Below are 15,553 nucleotides of genomic sequence, written 5' to 3'. Positions count from 1 at the left end.
AGGTGGGTGAACGGGCGCGGTCAATGGGTACGGCGGTGCGGATTTACGATGAGGCCATGCCGGAGAGCAGCGGGGTCCGTGGGGTGAAGTCGGCGGCCCGTACCGTCGAACTGCTCGAACTGCTCGCCGCACGGGGCGACCGGCCTGCCCGCCTGGACGAACTCGCCGGGGAGCTGTGCGTACCGCGCAGCAGCATGTACCAGCTGCTGCAGACCCTGGTCGGCTGCGGCTGGGTGCGCTCCGACACGACCGGCTCCCTCTACGGCATCGGAATCCGCGCCCTGTTCACCGGCACGAGCTACCTGGACAGCGACCCGCACGTGCGCACGGTCCGCCCCTGTCTCGACGAGGCCTCGGACGCACTCGGCGAGACGATCCATCTGGCTCGGCTCGACGGCCCGAACGTCGTCTACCTCGCGACGCGCGAGTCCCACGAGTACCCGCGCACCATCAGTCGCGTCGGCCGCCGGGTCCCGGCGCATGCCGGCGCCCTCGGCAAAGCGCTGCTCGCCGAGCGCCCCGACGACGAACTCCCGCTCCCCGACGGCCCTTTGCCGGCCCTCACGGAGAACACGCACACCGACCGTGGCACGCTGCTGGCCGACCTTGCCGGAGTGCGCGAGCGCGGCTACTCCATAGACCGCGAGGAGACGGTGACCGGCATCGCGGGCTTCGGCTGCGCCCTGCGGTACGACTCACCGGCCACCGACGCCATCAGTTGCTCGGTGCCGGTGGCGCGGCTCAGCAAGGAGCACGAGGCGCGGGTCGTCGCGGTCATGCAGGAGATGCGGACGAAGATCGAGAGCGCCCTGTCACCCGCCTCAGGCGCTCCCGACTGGCGCTGACCGTCGCCCGCCCCCGTCGTTCTGCCGTCGATGAAGAGGATTTCGCCGGGGCCCGTGCCCAGTCGCTTCGAGGCGGCGTCAAAGGCCGCCGGCTCGGGCTTTCGGTGCCTGAGGCGATGGCTGAAGCGATTGCTGTCCTCTATGGAGGAGCCATTTGTCGGCCGCCGCCCGGCGGGCGGCGGAGGTACGACCACCGGCTGCCCTCGCCCTGCAGCGGTCCACGGAGGACCATGGGAGGCAAGCGACCGAGGGAGGACCGCCATGAAAACAGGAGCCTCGGATTACGACCCCTGGCTGTACTCTCACACGCCCTCTCAGGCTGAGGGCGAGCGCGACGAACCTGCCGAGCGGGCGGCCATGCATCCGGACGTCCCCAGGACCGAGCCGTCCCAGGCGGAGGGCGAGCGGGTGGACGACACCAGGACGGCAGGGCCGCCGACAAGCGGTCAGTGAACGGCGCACGCGGCTGAGCCCCGGCACCACGGGAACGCGGTCCGGGGCTCAGCACCGCCCCAGCGCGGTATCCGGCCGGCCGTACGTACCTGGCGGCACCTGCCTGCCGCAAGGCATCGAGCGCTCGCCCGTGCCTGCCGTACGACAACGCGAGGCGGGAAGCAGAGCAGCCCAGGCACAACGGTGGAGTGCTTCCGGTGCTGGACTGCGACAGCAGCGATCCGTACGGACAAGCGATGTGATCACTCGATCGTGAGTTCTTCCCTCATGTGCCCGACGTGACGCGATCCTGGGCAGGACGGCGCGTGACCGGCGCCGCCCGGATGTGCTGTGGGTGGGGGGATGGGATGACGCAAGGAGCGGGACGACGCGGGGGCCTGGACGAGCAGGCGGTGCTGCTGGCGGCTGGGCTGGCCGATCTGGCGGTGAGCACACTGGGTTCGGCGCTCGGGACGGTGCGGGGGCTGCTGCGCCGCTCGGACGCCGCAGAGCTGGCGGCGGAGGCTGAGCACGATCTGATGGCGCGCGGGCGTCTGGTGCTGGACCGGTACGCCGCCGTCCCCCCGGCCCACCTGGAGATTCTCGCCCGGCACGCCCTTGATCGGCAGGCCGCCGATGATGTCTGACCGGTGGGAGCCGGCCGCGTTCAAGACCCGCATCGACGAGGTGCTGCACCACTTCGTCGCCCAGGAGGCCGAGCAGTTGTCGACGATCGATCCGGTCCTGGGCCCGGTGGCCGAGCAGTTGGAAGCGGCGGTCGCGGACGGCAAACGGCTGCGGGCGGCGTTCTGCTACTGGGGCTGGCGCGCGGTGGGGCAGCCGGACAGCGACGCGCTGGTGCGGGCGGCGGCCTCGATGGAGCTGGTGCATGCCGCAGCGGTGGTGCATGACGATCTCATCGACGACAGCCCGTTACGGCATGGCCGGCCCACGGCACATATCGCCCTGCGCGGTGCTGTACACCGGCGCCCGCGTGCCGTCGCCGCCGCCAGGTCGCTGGCGATGCTGGTGGGGGATCTGCTGATGTCGCTGGCCGGGCAGCTGTTCGCCACCAGCGGTCTGCCTGCCGCGTACCTGGCACGGGCCCGCCCGTTGTGGTCAGTGCTGGCCCGGGAGCTGATCGCGGGCGAGTGCCTGGAGATCCTGCGTACCGGGGCCGATCCGGACACCACGGCGTCGCTGAAGGTGATCCGGTACAAGACCGCCAAGTACACCGTCGAGCAGCCTCTGCTGATCGGCGGAGCCCTGGCCGGGGCCGGCGAGCGGCTGCGCGAGGGCTACTCCGCGTACGCGCTGCCGCTGGGCGAGGCGTTCCAGCTGCGGGACGATCTGCTCGGCCTGTTCGGAGAGCCGGAACGCACCGGCAAGGCCAACGCCGACGACGTGCGCGGCCACCGGCCCACGACCCTGCTGGCGGAGACCTGGCGCATCGCCGGTGACGACGAGCGGGAGCAGCTGCGCGCCCTCCTCGGCCGACGCGATCTGGACGCGGATGGTGTCAACGCTGTCCGCGAGGTGATGCGTCGGCTGAAGACCCCCGACCGTATCGAGGCCATGATCACCGCGCGGGTCGAGGAGGCCCTCGACGCTCTGCACGAGCTGGACGCACCCGCGCACGCCGCCGCAGCCCTGACCACGCTGGCGAATTCGGCGGCGGTCCGCCTGTCCTGACCCCCGCACAGCGGGGCGCAACCCATGTCGTCCCCGGCCGCCGCCCCGCCTGTCGTGGATGACCCGTAAATGACAAGGAGTCGTGCCATGACCTACACCGAGGCATCCATGGACGCCCTCCGGCAGGCCGGTGACGAACTCGCCGACGCCACCGTCGCCGCCCTCTTCGAGCACGGGGAGGTGAGCAAGTTCAACTCCCTGATGCGCTTTGTCTCCACCGTCGGCGCTCCTCTGCCGGACGGGCTGCCCGATGTCGCCCGGGAGTACCTTCAGGCCACAAGCGTTCCGCCGGCCTGGGTGGACTGGGGGGAGATGGAGAAGGCCCGGCTGTTCTTCATCGACAACAACGTGCACATCTCCACCGCGCTGTCCTTCGCCTCCATGCCCGCGTGCTACGTCGTCCCACACGTGGCAAAGCTGCTGTCGACCACCCACGGGCTGAAGTACCCCTCCAAACGGATGGCGGAGACCGGCCAGTTCACCGTCTACCTGATGCAGCCCGGCGCCTTCGAGGCCGGCAGCCGCTTCATCCCCGCCGCCCAGAAGGTTCGCCTCCTGCACGCCTCCGTCCGCCACCACCTCAAGCGTGAGAACCTCTGGGACACCGACGTGCTCGGGACGCCGATCTGTCAGGAGGACATGATCGGCGGGCAGATGTTCTTCTCCCTGCTCGTCCTGGACAGCCTGCACCGTCTCGGCATCCACATGTCGACGGAAGGCGCGGAAGCCTACTACTACGCCTGGCGCGTGGTCGGTGCCATGCTCGGAGTCGACCAGGACGCCGTGCCCAAGGCCCTTGATGACGCCCGCCAGTTCCTCGACCTGTACATGATCCGGCACATGGGGCCGTCCGAGGAAGGCGCTCACCTGACCCGACAGCTCATCGACCTCTACGAGGAGGTCGTGCCCGGGACCTTCTTCGACCCGATCGTCTCCGCACTCATCCGCCACCTCGTCGGCGACACGTGCGCCGACTGGCTTGAGGTCCCCCACACCCCGTGGGACACCCTCGTCAAAGCCGTGCCCCGCCTCCTCGGCGTACTGGAGACCATTGAGGACCGATCCCCCCTCGGGGCCTGGGCGTTGGATCGCCTCGGCCACCTCACCGCCATCTTGGAGCTCTCCTCCCTCACCCGCGGACGCGTCATGCACTACGCCATCCCCGAACAGCTCAAAAAGGACTACGGCATCCCCGGCACGCTGCCCCGAACCCACCGGTGGACCCCGCCTGCCGCCACAGTCCCCCAGTGACCCATGCACTCAAACTGCGATGGCACGAACTCAAGGTTCGGTGACACAGAGCACGTTCAGCGACAGCCGCCACAGAGGCGGGTTTGGTCAACGCGGCCCGCTGGGCTCCCTACCTGCTCTTCGGGCTCATGGCCGGGGTGTTGGTGGATCGTTGCCGGCGCAAGCCGATGATGGTGGCCACGGATCTCGGCCGGGCCGCCCTGCTCGGTGTGATCCCCCTGTTGTACGCACTGGACCGGCTTGGCATCGCCGCCCTGTGCGTCTGCGTCTTCGCCTTCGGGGTGCACCTCAGTACGGGCTCACGATCCGGTTCCCGACCGAGGCGCGCGGCGCAGCCTCGGCAGCGAGCTGCGTGAGGGGGTGGCCTGGGTCTACCGTCATCGGACGCTGGCGTCCATCGCGCTGACCTCGCACGCGATGCTCCTCTTCAACACCATCGTGAGTACGGTCTTCGTGGTGTTCGCGCTGCGTGAGCTGAGAATCGGGGACTTCGGCCTTGGAGTGGCCTACGCCTGCGCGGGGCTCGGTGGGGTCCTCGGTAGTGCGTTCTCGGGGCGGGTGGCGCGAAAGCTGGACGTCGGTGCCACCTTGATCGCGTTCCGTCTCCTTGCCACCGTCGGCTGGCTGCCGCTGGTCCTGGCTGAGCGAGGGCCTTGGGGGCTGCTCTCGGTGTCGCTGGCCTTCTTCGTGGTGTCCTTGGCGATCTCGATCGAAAGCCCGGTGGAGATGAGCTATCGCCAGTCAGTGACGCCCGACCGGCTGCGGGGGCGGATGAACGCCACGATCCGTTCGTTCAACTGGGGCATGGTAGCGGTAGGGGCGCCGGTGGGCGGATTGCTTGCCGACCAGGCCAGCTATCGGTTCGCTCTGTGGGTGGGGCTGTCCGGAGCGGTCATTCAGGCGCTCGTACTATCGGTATCCCGCACGCGGGAGGCCCGCGAGGCCGATGGACTCGAGCCCTGCACGGCTACCTGAAGACGGACGGCGTGGACGATGGTTCGGCGCCACGCCCCACCTCCATGTCCACGCGGTCACCCTCGGGCGTGGTGCCGGCGGCCCCGTCTCCACGTCGGAGTCCGCACGGATCAGACGGTTCCTGAATCACGCATCCGCGAAGCGCAAGCAGTTTGTTGAGCACGCTCGAAAGACCATCGATGCGTGAACGGTCCTTCACCGGCCTTTCGCAGGCGTTGGTGCGCTGCGCGGTGTTCGATGACGCACGGTCAATGCGCGGCCGTCCGGGCCCCCGAGTACCGGAGGCCCGCCGTGGTCGGCGCGCGCCACACCGTTCCTGGGGACTGAGCGGGAGTGAGTCCAAGTGGCAACAGTTCCGAACCTCTCAGATGGGTCGGAATCGGCGGCGTTGTTGAAGCGCTTCGACGCTGACACGAACCCAGCGGTCTGTCGATTTCCTGGGCATCGGCGGACTTTTGCTTGTCCAGGGCTTGTCGAACCGGTTCGCATGTCGTTAATGTCGCCGCAAAAATTCAAGCGCTTCGACACCTGCGGAGAGAGGGCCGGCTCCACCATGAGACCCGAGTTGAACAGAGGCGATCTGCCAGGGCCACGGGGCCCCGGGACCTGAGATCAGCCTGGGCGAGGCCTACCGCCCGGCTGGACCGCCTCGGACCGCCTCGGAACCGCCCGGCGAGGCAGCCCAAGGGCACCGCCCCGGTCGGCGCTGCCGTGGCCGTCGGCGGAGCTCGTGACAGCAGGCCACGGTCGCCACTGGTCGGGCGCTGGACACTGCGACCGGCGACACCCCGGCCCACTCCACACCGGGGCGCTTCCGGAGAACCGGCTGTCCACGTCGGCAGCAACCTGCGACCCACCGATGAAAGGAATTGATGAAGTGTCAGACATCCACCCGACGGGCGGGGCCGTCGCCAACCCCGGGACTTTCGCCAACCCTGTGATCCCCGGGTTCCACTCCGATCCGAGCATCTGCCGCGTCGGCGACGACTACTACCTCGTGTGCTCCAGCTTCGAGTACTTCCCCGGCGTGCCCGTCTTCCACAGCCGCGACCTGGTGCACTGGACGCAGATCGGCAACGCCCTGGACCGGCCGAGCCAACTGCCCCTCCCCACCGACACACCCTCGTCCGCCGGGATCTACGCACCCACGCTGCGCCACCACGACGGCCGCTTCTGGCTGATCGTCACCCTGGTCTGCGAGGGCGGCGGCAACCTGCTCTTCACCACCACCGATCCGGCCGGACCATGGTCCGACCCCGTCCGGTTGCCCGGCGTCCCCGGCATCGACCCGGATCTGGCCTGGGACGAGGACGGCACCTGCTGGTGCACGGTCGCCGGAGTCGCACAGGTCCGCATCGACCCGCACACCGGGGAGTCGTTCGGCCCGCCGCACCGGCTCTGGTCCGGTACGCCGGGCGCCAAGGCCCCGGAGGCACCGCACCTGTACCGCATCGGCGACCACTGGTACCTGCTGATCGCCGAAGGCGGCACCGAGCGCGGACACGGTGTCTCGGTCGCCCGCGGCAGCACGCCCACCGGACCGTTCGAGCCGTGCCCGGCCAACCCGATCCTGACGCACCGCGGCTCCGAGCACCCCATCCAGAACACCGGCCACGCCGACCTGGTGCAGGCACCCGACGGTTCCTGGTGGATGGTGCTGCTGGGGGTGCGCCCCGGCGGCGGTACCCCCGGCTGGCACGTGCTCGGCCGCGAGACCTTCCTGGCGCCGGTCACCTGGGTGGACGGCTGGCCGGTCGTCGGCGACCTGGAACCCGACATGCCCGCGCCCGCGTGGCCGCTCCGGCCGGGCCCCGTCGAGCCGCACCGGGACGACTTCGACCTCAGCGCGCTCCAGCCGTGCTGGGTCTCGCTGCGCGACCGCTCCGCCCGCCACTGCACGACGAAGGAGCGGGCCGGATGGCTGACCCTCCACGCCCGCGGCAGCTCCCTGGACGAGCCCGACGTCGTGTTCGTCGGACGCCGCCAGCAGCACCTGTCGTGCCGGGCGCGCACACTCATCGACCCCGCGGAAGGACGCGGTGGTCTGGCGGTCCGGCTCGACGAGGACCACCACTACGAGATAGAGGCGGGCTCCGGGGAAGTGAGGGTGCTCGCCCGCATCGGCCCGCTGCGTACGGTGGTCGCCTCCCGTACGGTGCCGGCCGGGCCTCTTGTCCTCGGCATCGAGGTGACGCCCACGCAGACGCTGCGCGACGCGCGCTCCGGGCCCGACACCCTCAGCCTCGGCTTCGAGGAGCCGGACGGCACGTTCACCGTGCTGGGCACCCTCGATGGCCGCTACCTGTCCACCGAGGTGGCCGGCGGTTTCACCGGCCGGGTCATCGGCATGTACGCCTCGGGCGGCGCCGTCCACTTCGACTGGTTCGACTACGAGGGGCTCGACGACTGAACCGGGTGCCACGGAGCGGCAACCACACGGCCCGCGACGGCGACATCGACGTAGGCGGCGACACGCTCATCGAAGCAGCCCCCGCTTCCTGATCCCCGGCAGCCGAGCACAGATCCCATCGAGCCGATCCCATCCAAGGCAAGGGACGAGACATGAAGGACACTCCGCCGACCGCACGAGACCGCAGACGAAGGTCCGGACGGGTGACGAGCCTCTTGCTGGCCGTGCTGACCTTGCTCGCCACGGTCGGCCTCACCACCGGCCCCGCGTTCGCGGCCCCCCACGCCGGGACCGCACCCACTGTCTCGGCGGCCATACCCCAAGTTCCCGACAACGCGGTGGACGCCGTGGCCGCGATGCAGCCCAGCTGGAACCTGGGCAACTCCCTGGACGCCATCCCCGACGAGACGTCCTGGGGCAACCCCCCGGCCACCAAGGCGCTGTTCGACACCATCCGCGCCCAGGGCTTCCGCAGCGTCCGCATACCCGTCACCTGGAGCAACCACCAGTCGGCGACGGCCCCCTACACGATCGACCCGACGTCCCTGAACAGGGTCAGGCAGGTGGTCGACTGGGCGCTGGCCGACGGTCTCTACGTCATACTCAACATTCATCACGACTCCTGGCAGTGGATCAACAAGATGGCCACCGACCACGACCAGGTGCTGGCCCGCTACAACGCGACCTGGACCCAGATCGCCACCAAGTTCAAGGACGAACCACGCAGGCTGCTCTTCGAGAGCGTCAACGAACCGGTCTTCGACAACGCCGATGACACCCGGAAGGCCCAGCTGCTGGACGAACTGAACACCTCGTTCCACACCGTCGTGCGCCAGACGGGCGGCGGGAACGCCACGCGCCTCCTCGTGCTGCCCACCCAGGCCTGTACGCCGGAGCAGAACCTCATGGACAACCTGGCCGCCACGATGAGCTCGCTGCACGACCCCAACCTCGTCGCCACCGTGCACTACTACAGCTTCTGGCCGTTCAGCGTGAACATCGCCGGCTACACCCGGTTCGACGCCACCGTCCAGCAGGACATGAGTGACACCTTCGCCCGGATGCACGACACCTTCGTCGCCAAGGGCATCCCCGTCTACCTCGGCGAGTACGGCCTGCTCAGCTACCCCGACTACACCCACCAGGACTACGTCCGGCGAGGCGAGGCCCTGAAGTACTTCGAGGCGCTCGGCCACGAGGCGCGGATCAACGGGGTCACCACCGCCCTGTGGGACGCCGGTTCGTTCCTGAACCGCAACACCCTGCAGTGGCGGGACCCCGGCCTGTTCGCCCAGATCAAGTCGAGTTGGACCACGCGCTCGGGAACCGCCTCCTCGGACAGCGTGTTCGTGCCCAAGGCCGGCGCGATCGAGGCCCGAACCCTTACGCTGAACCCCAACGGCACCACCTTCCGGGGACTCTGGCAGGGCACCACCCGACTCACCGAGGGCAGCGACTACACCGTCTCCGGCGACCAGGTCACGCTGACGGCGTCCGCCCTCACCCGGCTGACCGGCGACCGGGCCTACGGGATCAACGCGACACTCCAGGCTCGGTTCTCCCAAGGGGTCCCCTGGGAGATCAAGGTGATCACGTACGACACGCCGGTGCTGTCCGACGCGACCGGAACGACCGGCTCCTTCGCCCTCCCCGCACAGTTCCGGGGCGACATGCTGGCGACCATGGAGGCCAAGTACGCCGACGGCAGCAACGCCGGCCCCGCCAACTGGACCTCCTACCAGCAGTTCGGTACCGCCTTCTCCCCGGACTACGCCGGCAAAGCCATCACCCTCACCCCCGACTTCTTCACCGCGGTCAACGACGGCGCACCAGTGACGCTCACCTTCCACTTCTGGAGCGGCGCCACCGTGACCTACCACGTGACGAAGTCGGGGAGCTCGGTGACCGGCACGAACTCCTGACCTCGACGGACGTCGACCCGGTTCCCGGGAACCGATGGAGCCCGGCAACCGGGTTCCATCGGTTCCCGGCAACCGGTGGAGCGCGCGGACGGCGCCGGCAGAGTCCGGCCGGGGGCATGTGTCGTAGCGTCTCTGAGACTCTTAAGGATCCTGGGTCATCGCGCGTGGCCTCGAAGGGTGGAAGCGGTGACGAGCGCGGACGAGTCCGGGCCGATCCTTGGGTAGAGCCCGTGTGCGGCGTCACTGGCGGTGACGCGGTGTCGGCGTCTGGACTGTGCCCGGCTCTTTCGAGTCGGGCACACCCTGGGATCGCCGCCCCGCCGGACGCTGAACCGATCACCGCAGGTGAAGCACGATGCCAGTGGCGGGGACCGCGGGCATTTCAAGCACGCGGCGGGTATGTCAGCCAGAACGAGAGGCAGTCCATATGGTTACGCCTGAGCCTGAATCAGCTTTCGGCAGCTTCACTGAACCAATCGCCGCACCGTTGGAGACCCTCGGACCAAAGATCAGTTCGAGGCAGGGAGATCCGGTGGCGGAGAGCGAGGCCGAGGCCAGGAGTTGCTGTGCGCCATCCCGAGGCAGGGGTGACGTCGCCGTCCCGCTCCGGCCTACGGCGCCGAACCTCCAGCCCGGTCCCGACCGCGACGCAGCGGCGACAACGGCGACAACGGCGACAACGGACACCAGCACCGGTGGGACGGTGCTGCTCGAAGGGGGCGCTTTCCTGATGGGGACCCAGGACGTGGACGGCTTCTCCGCGGACGGAGAGGGGCCGGTGCGGGAGGTGACTCTCTCCCCGTTCCGGATCGACGCGTACGCGGTGACCAACGAGCGCTTCGCCCGGTTCGTCGACGAGACAGGGCACCGCACGGAGGCGGAACTGTTCGGCTGGTCCTATGTGTTCGCGGGCTTCCTGCCCGCTGCGCTGCGCCGCTGCGCAGCGCGACCTCCTCAGACGCCCTGGTGGTGCGGGGTCGAGGGTGCCTACTGGCGCGCCCCCGAGGGGCCGGGCAGCACGGTGGAGGGCCGTGGAGACCACCCCGTCGTGCACGTGTCCTGGGGTGACGCGGTCGCCTTCTGCCGGTGGGCCGGTGCGCGGCTGCCCACCGAGGCCGAGTGGGAGTACGCGGCCCGGGGCGGACTTGTCCAGCGCCGCTATCCATGGGGCGACGACCTCACGCCGGACGGCGAGCACAGGTGCAACATCTGGCAGGGACACTTCCCGACCAAGAACACCGCGGAGGACGGCTTCCGCGGCACGGCCCCCGTGGACGCCTTCCAGCCCAACGGTTTCGGGCTGTACAACATGTCCGGCAACGTGTGGGAGTGGTGCGCCGACTGGTGGGGCACCGAGCACACGGGCCGCGCGCGCACCGACCCCAAGGGGCCTGCCCGGGGCGCGTCCCGCGTCATGCGCGGCGGCTCCTATCTGTGTCACCACTCGTACTGCAACCGCTACCGCGTGGCGGCCCGCACGGCCAACACCCCCGACAGCAGCACCGGGAATCTGGGCTTCCGGTGCGCATGGGACGCCTGACGTGACCTGGCTGAGGTGAGACCGGCCGCGGCGCCTCCGAAAGCTCAAGCGACAAGACTTCCGAACCCCTGTGCCCGGTCGGAACAGGCGGACTGGGATACTCCGGTCATGGATGCCGGGGTGATGGGGAATGGGACGCGATCGGACGTGGCGGTGCCTGCACGGACCACGTCGGCGCAGGGGACGGGCTGGGCGCTGCGTTCTGCGGCGGCAGCGGACCTCGAGGTGCTCGTGGAGTTGCGGGCCACAGTCATGCGTGCTGATCTTGAACGCCTCGGGCGCTACGACGAGCACCGGGTGCGGCAGCGGCTGCGGGATTCCTTCTCCGAGCAGTACACGTCGATCATCATGGTCGACCGTGAAATCGCGGGATGCGTCACGGTCCGGCCCGCCGAAGGAAGGCAGTGGCTGGAGCACTTCTACCTTGCTCCGCATCATCAGGGCCGAGGGCTCGGATCCGCTGTCTTGCGCACGGTGCTGGGGCGGACCGACGCGCAGGGCATGACCGTGGGTCTGAATGTCTTGCAGGGCAGTGCTGCGCGTCGGCTCTACGAGCGCCACGGATTCGTCGTGGAAGCCCAGGACCCGGTCGATGTCTTCATGGTGCGACCGCCGGGGTGATGCTTTGGCTCAACCCCGTGGGAGCGACGCGGTCAGCCGTCGGCTCGGACGAAGACCGGCTTCAGGTGCTTCTCGGGCAGTGCGTCGGGGAGTCGTTCCCAGTCGAGCACGTGGGAGACGACCCGGGCGGGGTCGACGTCGCCGGAGCGGGCGAGTTCGAGGGCGTCGGGGATGTGGTTGCGGACGTTGTCGCGGGCGATGCGCATCGTGACACCGGTGAGGTACATGTCGAGCAGCGGCAGCTCGCCGGGGCGGAAGTGGTTGCCCGCCGACTCGCAGATGCCTTCCGGGGCGAGGCACTTGACGGCCTGGGTGAGCTGGTCGACGCGGCCCGTGGCCTCGACGACGATGTCGAATCCGTGCCGGACGGGCTCGATCGCCTCGGCGGTGCGGGCGCCGTAGCCCTCGGCGAGCTTGCGGTGCTCGGGCTCGGGGTCGACGTACAGGACATCGGAGGCGCCGAGCGCGCGGGCGATGTCGCACACGTACAGACCGATGCTGCCGCGCGCGACGACCAGCACACGGGCTCCGGGCCTGTTCTTCAGGTGGGGTGCGACCAGTCGCCAGGACAGGGACCAGTTGTCGCTGGCCGAGGCCATGGCGACCGGGTCGAGGCCGGTGGGCAGGGGTACGAGCATGGCGTCCGCCCACGGCACGCGGACCAGGTCGGAGAACAGGCCGCCCCAGTTGCCGCCGATGGGTGCGCCGTACATGGCCATGTGCGGTACGGCCGTGCAGTGCGCGGTGAGTCCGGCACGGCAGTGGTCGCAGGCGCCGCAGTTGATGGACCAGGGGACGACCACCAGGTCGCCGGGGGCCACCGTGGTGACGGAGTCACCGGTCTCGACGACCCTCGCCACACACTCGTGTCCGAGGGCGAAAGGCGGGTCGATGAAGCCATGACCGGCCAGGATCGCGGAGTCGACGTCGCAGGAGGTGGCGGCCACCGGGGCGACGATCGCCTCCTGGCCGGACCGGAGCTCGGGGTCGGGAGCCTCGCGCCATTCGACGGCGTGCCGGCCGACGTAGGTCAGTTCACGCATCGGTCTGCTGCCCCTTCGCCAGGGCCACGAGATCGGCGTAGCGGATGACGGAGCCGCCGGCGCCCCAGGTGCCGTCGGGCTGTTCGTGCACCAGTACCCACACGCGCAGGGCGTCCGCCGGGGAGAGCGCGGCGGCTTCGAGCACGGTCTTGGTGGCGTCCTCGACCAGGCCGGCCTTGCGCCGTTCGGACAGCGCGCCCTGGGGGACCGTCACGTCCACGAGGAAGCGGGGCGTGTCGTCCTCGGCGGTGGTCTGCGCACCTTCGGGCAGCTCGACGAGGTAGCTCCACGCCTGGGCGCGGAAGAACGCGGTGTCGGGCGCTCCCTCCCAGCGCAGCAGGACGGCGGCCAGGTCGCGTTGGACGGTCTTGCGGCCCTCCTCGGTCAGGGAACCGGACGGGACGGTGAGCCGGATCATCGGCATGACGGAGTCTCCCTTCCGCTGTGGGCACAGTGCCGTCAGCAGGGTCTATGACAGTCGTTATAACCGGGGTTCACGCTAGACTATGACGAGCGTTATAGCCAGAAGAGGAGCACGGTCTTGGCCAAATCCACAGCGCCGTCTCGCGAGCGCATCGTGGCCGGTGCGGCGGACTTGATCAGTAGGCGCGGCCTGAAAGCCACGAGCATCCGGGAGCTGGCCAAGCACGCCGAGGCGCCGCTCGGCTCGACCTACCACTACTTCCCCGAGGGCAAGCAGCAACTGGCCACCGAGGCGGTGCGGTACGCGGGCACAACCGTCGCCAGCATCCTGCGCAAGGAGCTGGACGCGGGCCCGGTGGCCGGGCTGCGTGCCTTCATGGCCCTGTGGCGCGGCGTCGTTGTCGAGAGCGACTTCCGCGCCGGCTGCCCCGTACTGGCCGTCGCCGTCGAGGAGCCGCCGGCCGACGAGACCCCGCCGGCGCTCGTCGCCGCCGCCGAGGCGTTCGAGAGCTGGGAGCGGTTGCTCGACCAGTCCCTACGGGAGCACAGCATCGCTCCCGACCAGGCTGTGGGGCTCGCGGCCCTCGTCGTGGCCTCCGTCGAGGGCGCCACCGCCATGTGCCGTGCCAAACGCAGCACGCAACCCTTGGACCAGGTCGCACAGCAGCTCGAAACTCTGATCGGCGGCGTGCTCCGCCATCCCGCCTGACCCTCGGCGCCGTCGCGGTCGGGGTGGGCGAATCTCGGCTCCACCGATGAGAGCAGCGTGCCGCCCGTAGTCGTCGGCGGCGAGCCGCGGGCGGCTTCGGGGGTGATGCGCACCTACGTCAACATGGGTGGGGGCGAGCCGGCCGAGCGCCCCGACCGAGGACCTGCATCGCCTCCAGTTCGTCGATGGCGGCCCTGGATTCGGCCGTGGTCAGCCGCGCTGATCGCACGGCCCCGAACTGGACAGGCAGTGGGCGCAGGACAGGTTGCAGGCGTAGGTCAGTTCCCAGGTCAGGCAGGCGGGTGCGTCGAGAGCGGACTCGAACGGTCTGGTCAGGCGCTGGGGTTGGGCGGTTGTGGTCATCGCGTAGCGGATCCATCGGCTCGTCGGGCCGCCGGCCCGGGGCGGGTGCGGACGGCGACGTCGTCGGGGTGGTCGTGGTGGAGAGGCCCGCTGGTGTGCCGCAGGGACAGCGCGCTGCCGCCGCGCCGGACGGCGACCACCTCGGCGGCGATGGCCACCGCGGTCTCCTGCGGGGTACGGGCGCCGAGGTCGAGCCCGATGCGAATGGCTCGGTTCTCTAATATTGAGAATGCTATTTCCGTCGAGCGGGGAAGGGAACCCCGGGACTGTCGTGGCGACCGCGCCCTGGATGGCTGGACCGGGGAGCGTCTGGGCGCAGCCCAGCACACCTGTGGCACCGTCCTGATGGGCCTGCCGGGAGCGGTCGACGTCCACGGGCGGGTGCGCGCGTCGCCGGCCTGCGGGTCGCCGGCGCCTCGATCCTGCCGGACGCGCCGCTGCGCGGCTCCGTCGCGCTGGCGGTCCTCGTCGGGGAGCTCGCGGCCGGTTCCTTCCGGTGCGGCGCCTGACCCGCAGCTGCCTGCCTGCTGAGGCAGTTGACTTCGTCAAGCTGCCGTGATTCGATGCCCGCCATACGGAAATGACATTCTCGGATACGCGAAACATCACTCTTTCAAGGGGTTCGGTGTCGTGGTGCAACTGTCCGTGAAGGAGCAGATCGTCCCTGTCGCCGAGCTCCCGTTCGCCGAGCACGGGCCTCGACGGTGTGTCCCTGCGTCAGATCAGCGCGGTTGCCGGGAACGGCAACAACACGGCGGTTCAGTACCACTTCGGCTCGAAGGACCGTCTGGTCCAGGGGATCTTCGAATGCCGGCTGCCGGGCCTGAACGAACGCCGCAGGCTGCCGATTTCGTCGAGCGGGTCCGCGCGCTGCTTCCGTACCCGCCCGAGCCGTTGCGCGGTCACCGCTGCGCGCAGACCCGGGCGTTCAGTGGGCACGCCGCCTCCGAGCGCGAGCGAATCCGGGCGCGCGGTGGGTTCGTGCTGCCCTCCGCCGTGCACGTCGGCCGCTGGCCCGCACCGACCCCGCGCCCCTGTGACCAACTCGCCTCCGCCACCTCCACCACCCGCGTCATCGTGATCCGGGCACCGCAGGACGCCAGGGGCCCCATCGAGTGCGGCGGCAGCCCGATGGCCCTCCACAGGACACGACGCCCGCCCCGCAGGGCGCCGACGGGACACCCGACACGCTCATCGGCAAGCGCTACGTCTACACCGCCGACGCCCTCGAACTCCTCTGCGCCGCCTCCGGTGCCGGCCAACTCACTTACCGAGGCGAGCCGTTGCAGATGAAGGCGCCCAAAGCGCTGCCCGCCTCGGACTGATC

16 protein-coding genes and 1 pseudogene are annotated in these 15,553 nt (G+C 69.8%); 12 read left to right on the top strand and 5 right to left on the bottom strand.

From position 1 onward, the window contains the following. The first annotated feature begins 56 nt into the window (after positions 1-56). The 10 genes and pseudogenes from ABT114_RS26615 (at position 57) to ABT114_RS26570 (ending at position 11,688) form a co-directional block, all read left to right on the top strand. On the top strand, positions 57-845 hold the full coding sequence (locus tag ABT114_RS26615; protein ID WP_351145374.1) for an IclR family transcriptional regulator: 789 nt from the start codon (positions 57-59) through the stop codon (positions 843-845). 261 nt (positions 846-1,106) lie between these two features. Then, a complete protein-coding gene (locus ABT114_RS26610; protein ID WP_351145373.1) occupies positions 1,107-1,298 on the top strand; it encodes a hypothetical protein in 192 nt (63 codons plus the stop codon). Between the two features lie 347 nt (positions 1,299-1,645). Continuing rightward, positions 1,646-1,924 (top strand): polyprenyl synthetase, encoded by a 279-nt coding sequence (locus tag ABT114_RS26605; protein ID WP_351145372.1) that lies wholly within the window; start codon positions 1,646-1,648, stop codon positions 1,922-1,924. Then, positions 1,914-2,969, top strand: coding sequence for a polyprenyl synthetase family protein (locus ABT114_RS26600; RefSeq protein ID WP_351145371.1), 1,056 nt, complete (start codon positions 1,914-1,916; stop codon positions 2,967-2,969). The genes ABT114_RS26605 and ABT114_RS26600 overlap by 11 nt, the downstream gene beginning before the upstream one ends. Before the next feature lie 87 nt (positions 2,970-3,056). Continuing rightward, positions 3,057-4,220 (top strand): oxygenase MpaB family protein, encoded by a 1,164-nt coding sequence (locus ABT114_RS26595; RefSeq protein WP_351145370.1) that lies wholly within the window; start codon positions 3,057-3,059, stop codon positions 4,218-4,220. Between the two features lie 59 nt (positions 4,221-4,279). Beyond that, positions 4,280-5,195, top strand: a pseudogene (locus ABT114_RS26590) (MFS transporter); the annotation flags it as partial. An 877-nt stretch (positions 5,196-6,072) separates the two neighbouring features. Then, positions 6,073-7,605 carry a glycoside hydrolase family 43 protein gene (locus tag ABT114_RS26585; protein WP_351145369.1) on the top strand — a complete coding sequence of 511 codons (1,533 nt, stop codon included), beginning with the start codon at positions 6,073-6,075 and terminating at the stop codon, positions 7,603-7,605. A 152-nt stretch (positions 7,606-7,757) separates the two neighbouring features. Next, positions 7,758-9,527: a cellulase family glycosylhydrolase gene (locus tag ABT114_RS26580; protein WP_351145368.1), complete on the top strand. Its 1,770-nt coding sequence runs from the start codon at positions 7,758-7,760 to the stop codon at positions 9,525-9,527. A gap of 532 nt (positions 9,528-10,059) precedes the next feature. Further along, on the top strand, positions 10,060-11,067 hold the full coding sequence (locus ABT114_RS26575; protein ID WP_502988392.1) for a formylglycine-generating enzyme family protein: 1,008 nt from the start codon (positions 10,060-10,062) through the stop codon (positions 11,065-11,067). 108 nt (positions 11,068-11,175) lie between these two features. Beyond that, the gene (locus ABT114_RS26570) at positions 11,176-11,688 is read left to right on the top strand and encodes a GNAT family N-acetyltransferase (RefSeq protein WP_351145367.1); all 513 of its coding nucleotides are present in this window, start codon (positions 11,176-11,178) and stop codon (positions 11,686-11,688) included. 32 nt (positions 11,689-11,720) lie between these two features. On the opposite strand, the gene ABT114_RS26565 is transcribed toward ABT114_RS26570, so the two are convergent. Together ABT114_RS26565 and ABT114_RS26560 are read right to left on the bottom strand one after the other, a co-directional pair. Beyond that, positions 11,721-12,731: a zinc-dependent alcohol dehydrogenase gene (locus ABT114_RS26565; protein WP_351145366.1), complete on the bottom strand. Its 1,011-nt coding sequence runs from the start codon at positions 12,729-12,731 to the stop codon at positions 11,721-11,723. Beyond that, entirely contained in the window at positions 12,724-13,155 is a 432-nt protein-coding gene (locus ABT114_RS26560; protein WP_351145365.1) for a tautomerase family protein, read from the bottom strand. Before ABT114_RS26560 ends, ABT114_RS26565 begins: the two co-directional genes overlap by 8 nt. A 117-nt stretch (positions 13,156-13,272) precedes the next feature. Here ABT114_RS26560 and ABT114_RS26555 point away from each other — a divergent pair, with 117 nt between their 5' ends. Next, positions 13,273-13,863, top strand: a complete 591-nt coding sequence (locus ABT114_RS26555; protein WP_351145364.1) for a TetR/AcrR family transcriptional regulator — start codon at positions 13,273-13,275, stop codon at positions 13,861-13,863. Between the two features lie 210 nt (positions 13,864-14,073). Here ABT114_RS26555 and ABT114_RS26550 read toward each other — a convergent pair whose 3' ends face one another. The 3 genes from ABT114_RS26550 to ABT114_RS26540 form a co-directional block, all read right to left on the bottom strand. Next, positions 14,074-14,226, bottom strand: coding sequence for a hypothetical protein (locus ABT114_RS26550; RefSeq protein WP_351145363.1), 153 nt, complete (start codon positions 14,224-14,226; stop codon positions 14,074-14,076). Continuing rightward, positions 14,223-14,384: a hypothetical protein gene (locus ABT114_RS26545; protein WP_502988391.1), complete on the bottom strand. Its 162-nt coding sequence runs from the start codon at positions 14,382-14,384 to the stop codon at positions 14,223-14,225. Before ABT114_RS26545 ends, ABT114_RS26550 begins: the two co-directional genes overlap by 4 nt. Before the next feature lie 601 nt (positions 14,385-14,985). After that, on the bottom strand, positions 14,986-15,165 hold the full coding sequence (locus tag ABT114_RS26540) for a hypothetical protein (protein ID WP_351145362.1): 180 nt from the start codon (positions 15,163-15,165) through the stop codon (positions 14,986-14,988). A gap of 176 nt (positions 15,166-15,341) precedes the next feature. On the opposite strand from ABT114_RS26540, the gene ABT114_RS26535 reads away from it, so the two are divergent. Beyond that, entirely contained in the window at positions 15,342-15,551 is a 210-nt protein-coding gene (locus tag ABT114_RS26535; RefSeq protein WP_351145361.1) for a hypothetical protein, read from the top strand. Positions 15,552-15,553: the final 2 nt, after the last annotated feature.

The organism is Streptomyces sp. NPDC002088, from assembly GCF_040296605.1.
GTDB lineage: Bacteria > Actinomycetota > Actinomycetes > Streptomycetales > Streptomycetaceae > Streptomyces.
Note: the sequence above shows the minus strand (reverse complement) of the source record. Positions and strands in the feature narration are given on the sequence as shown.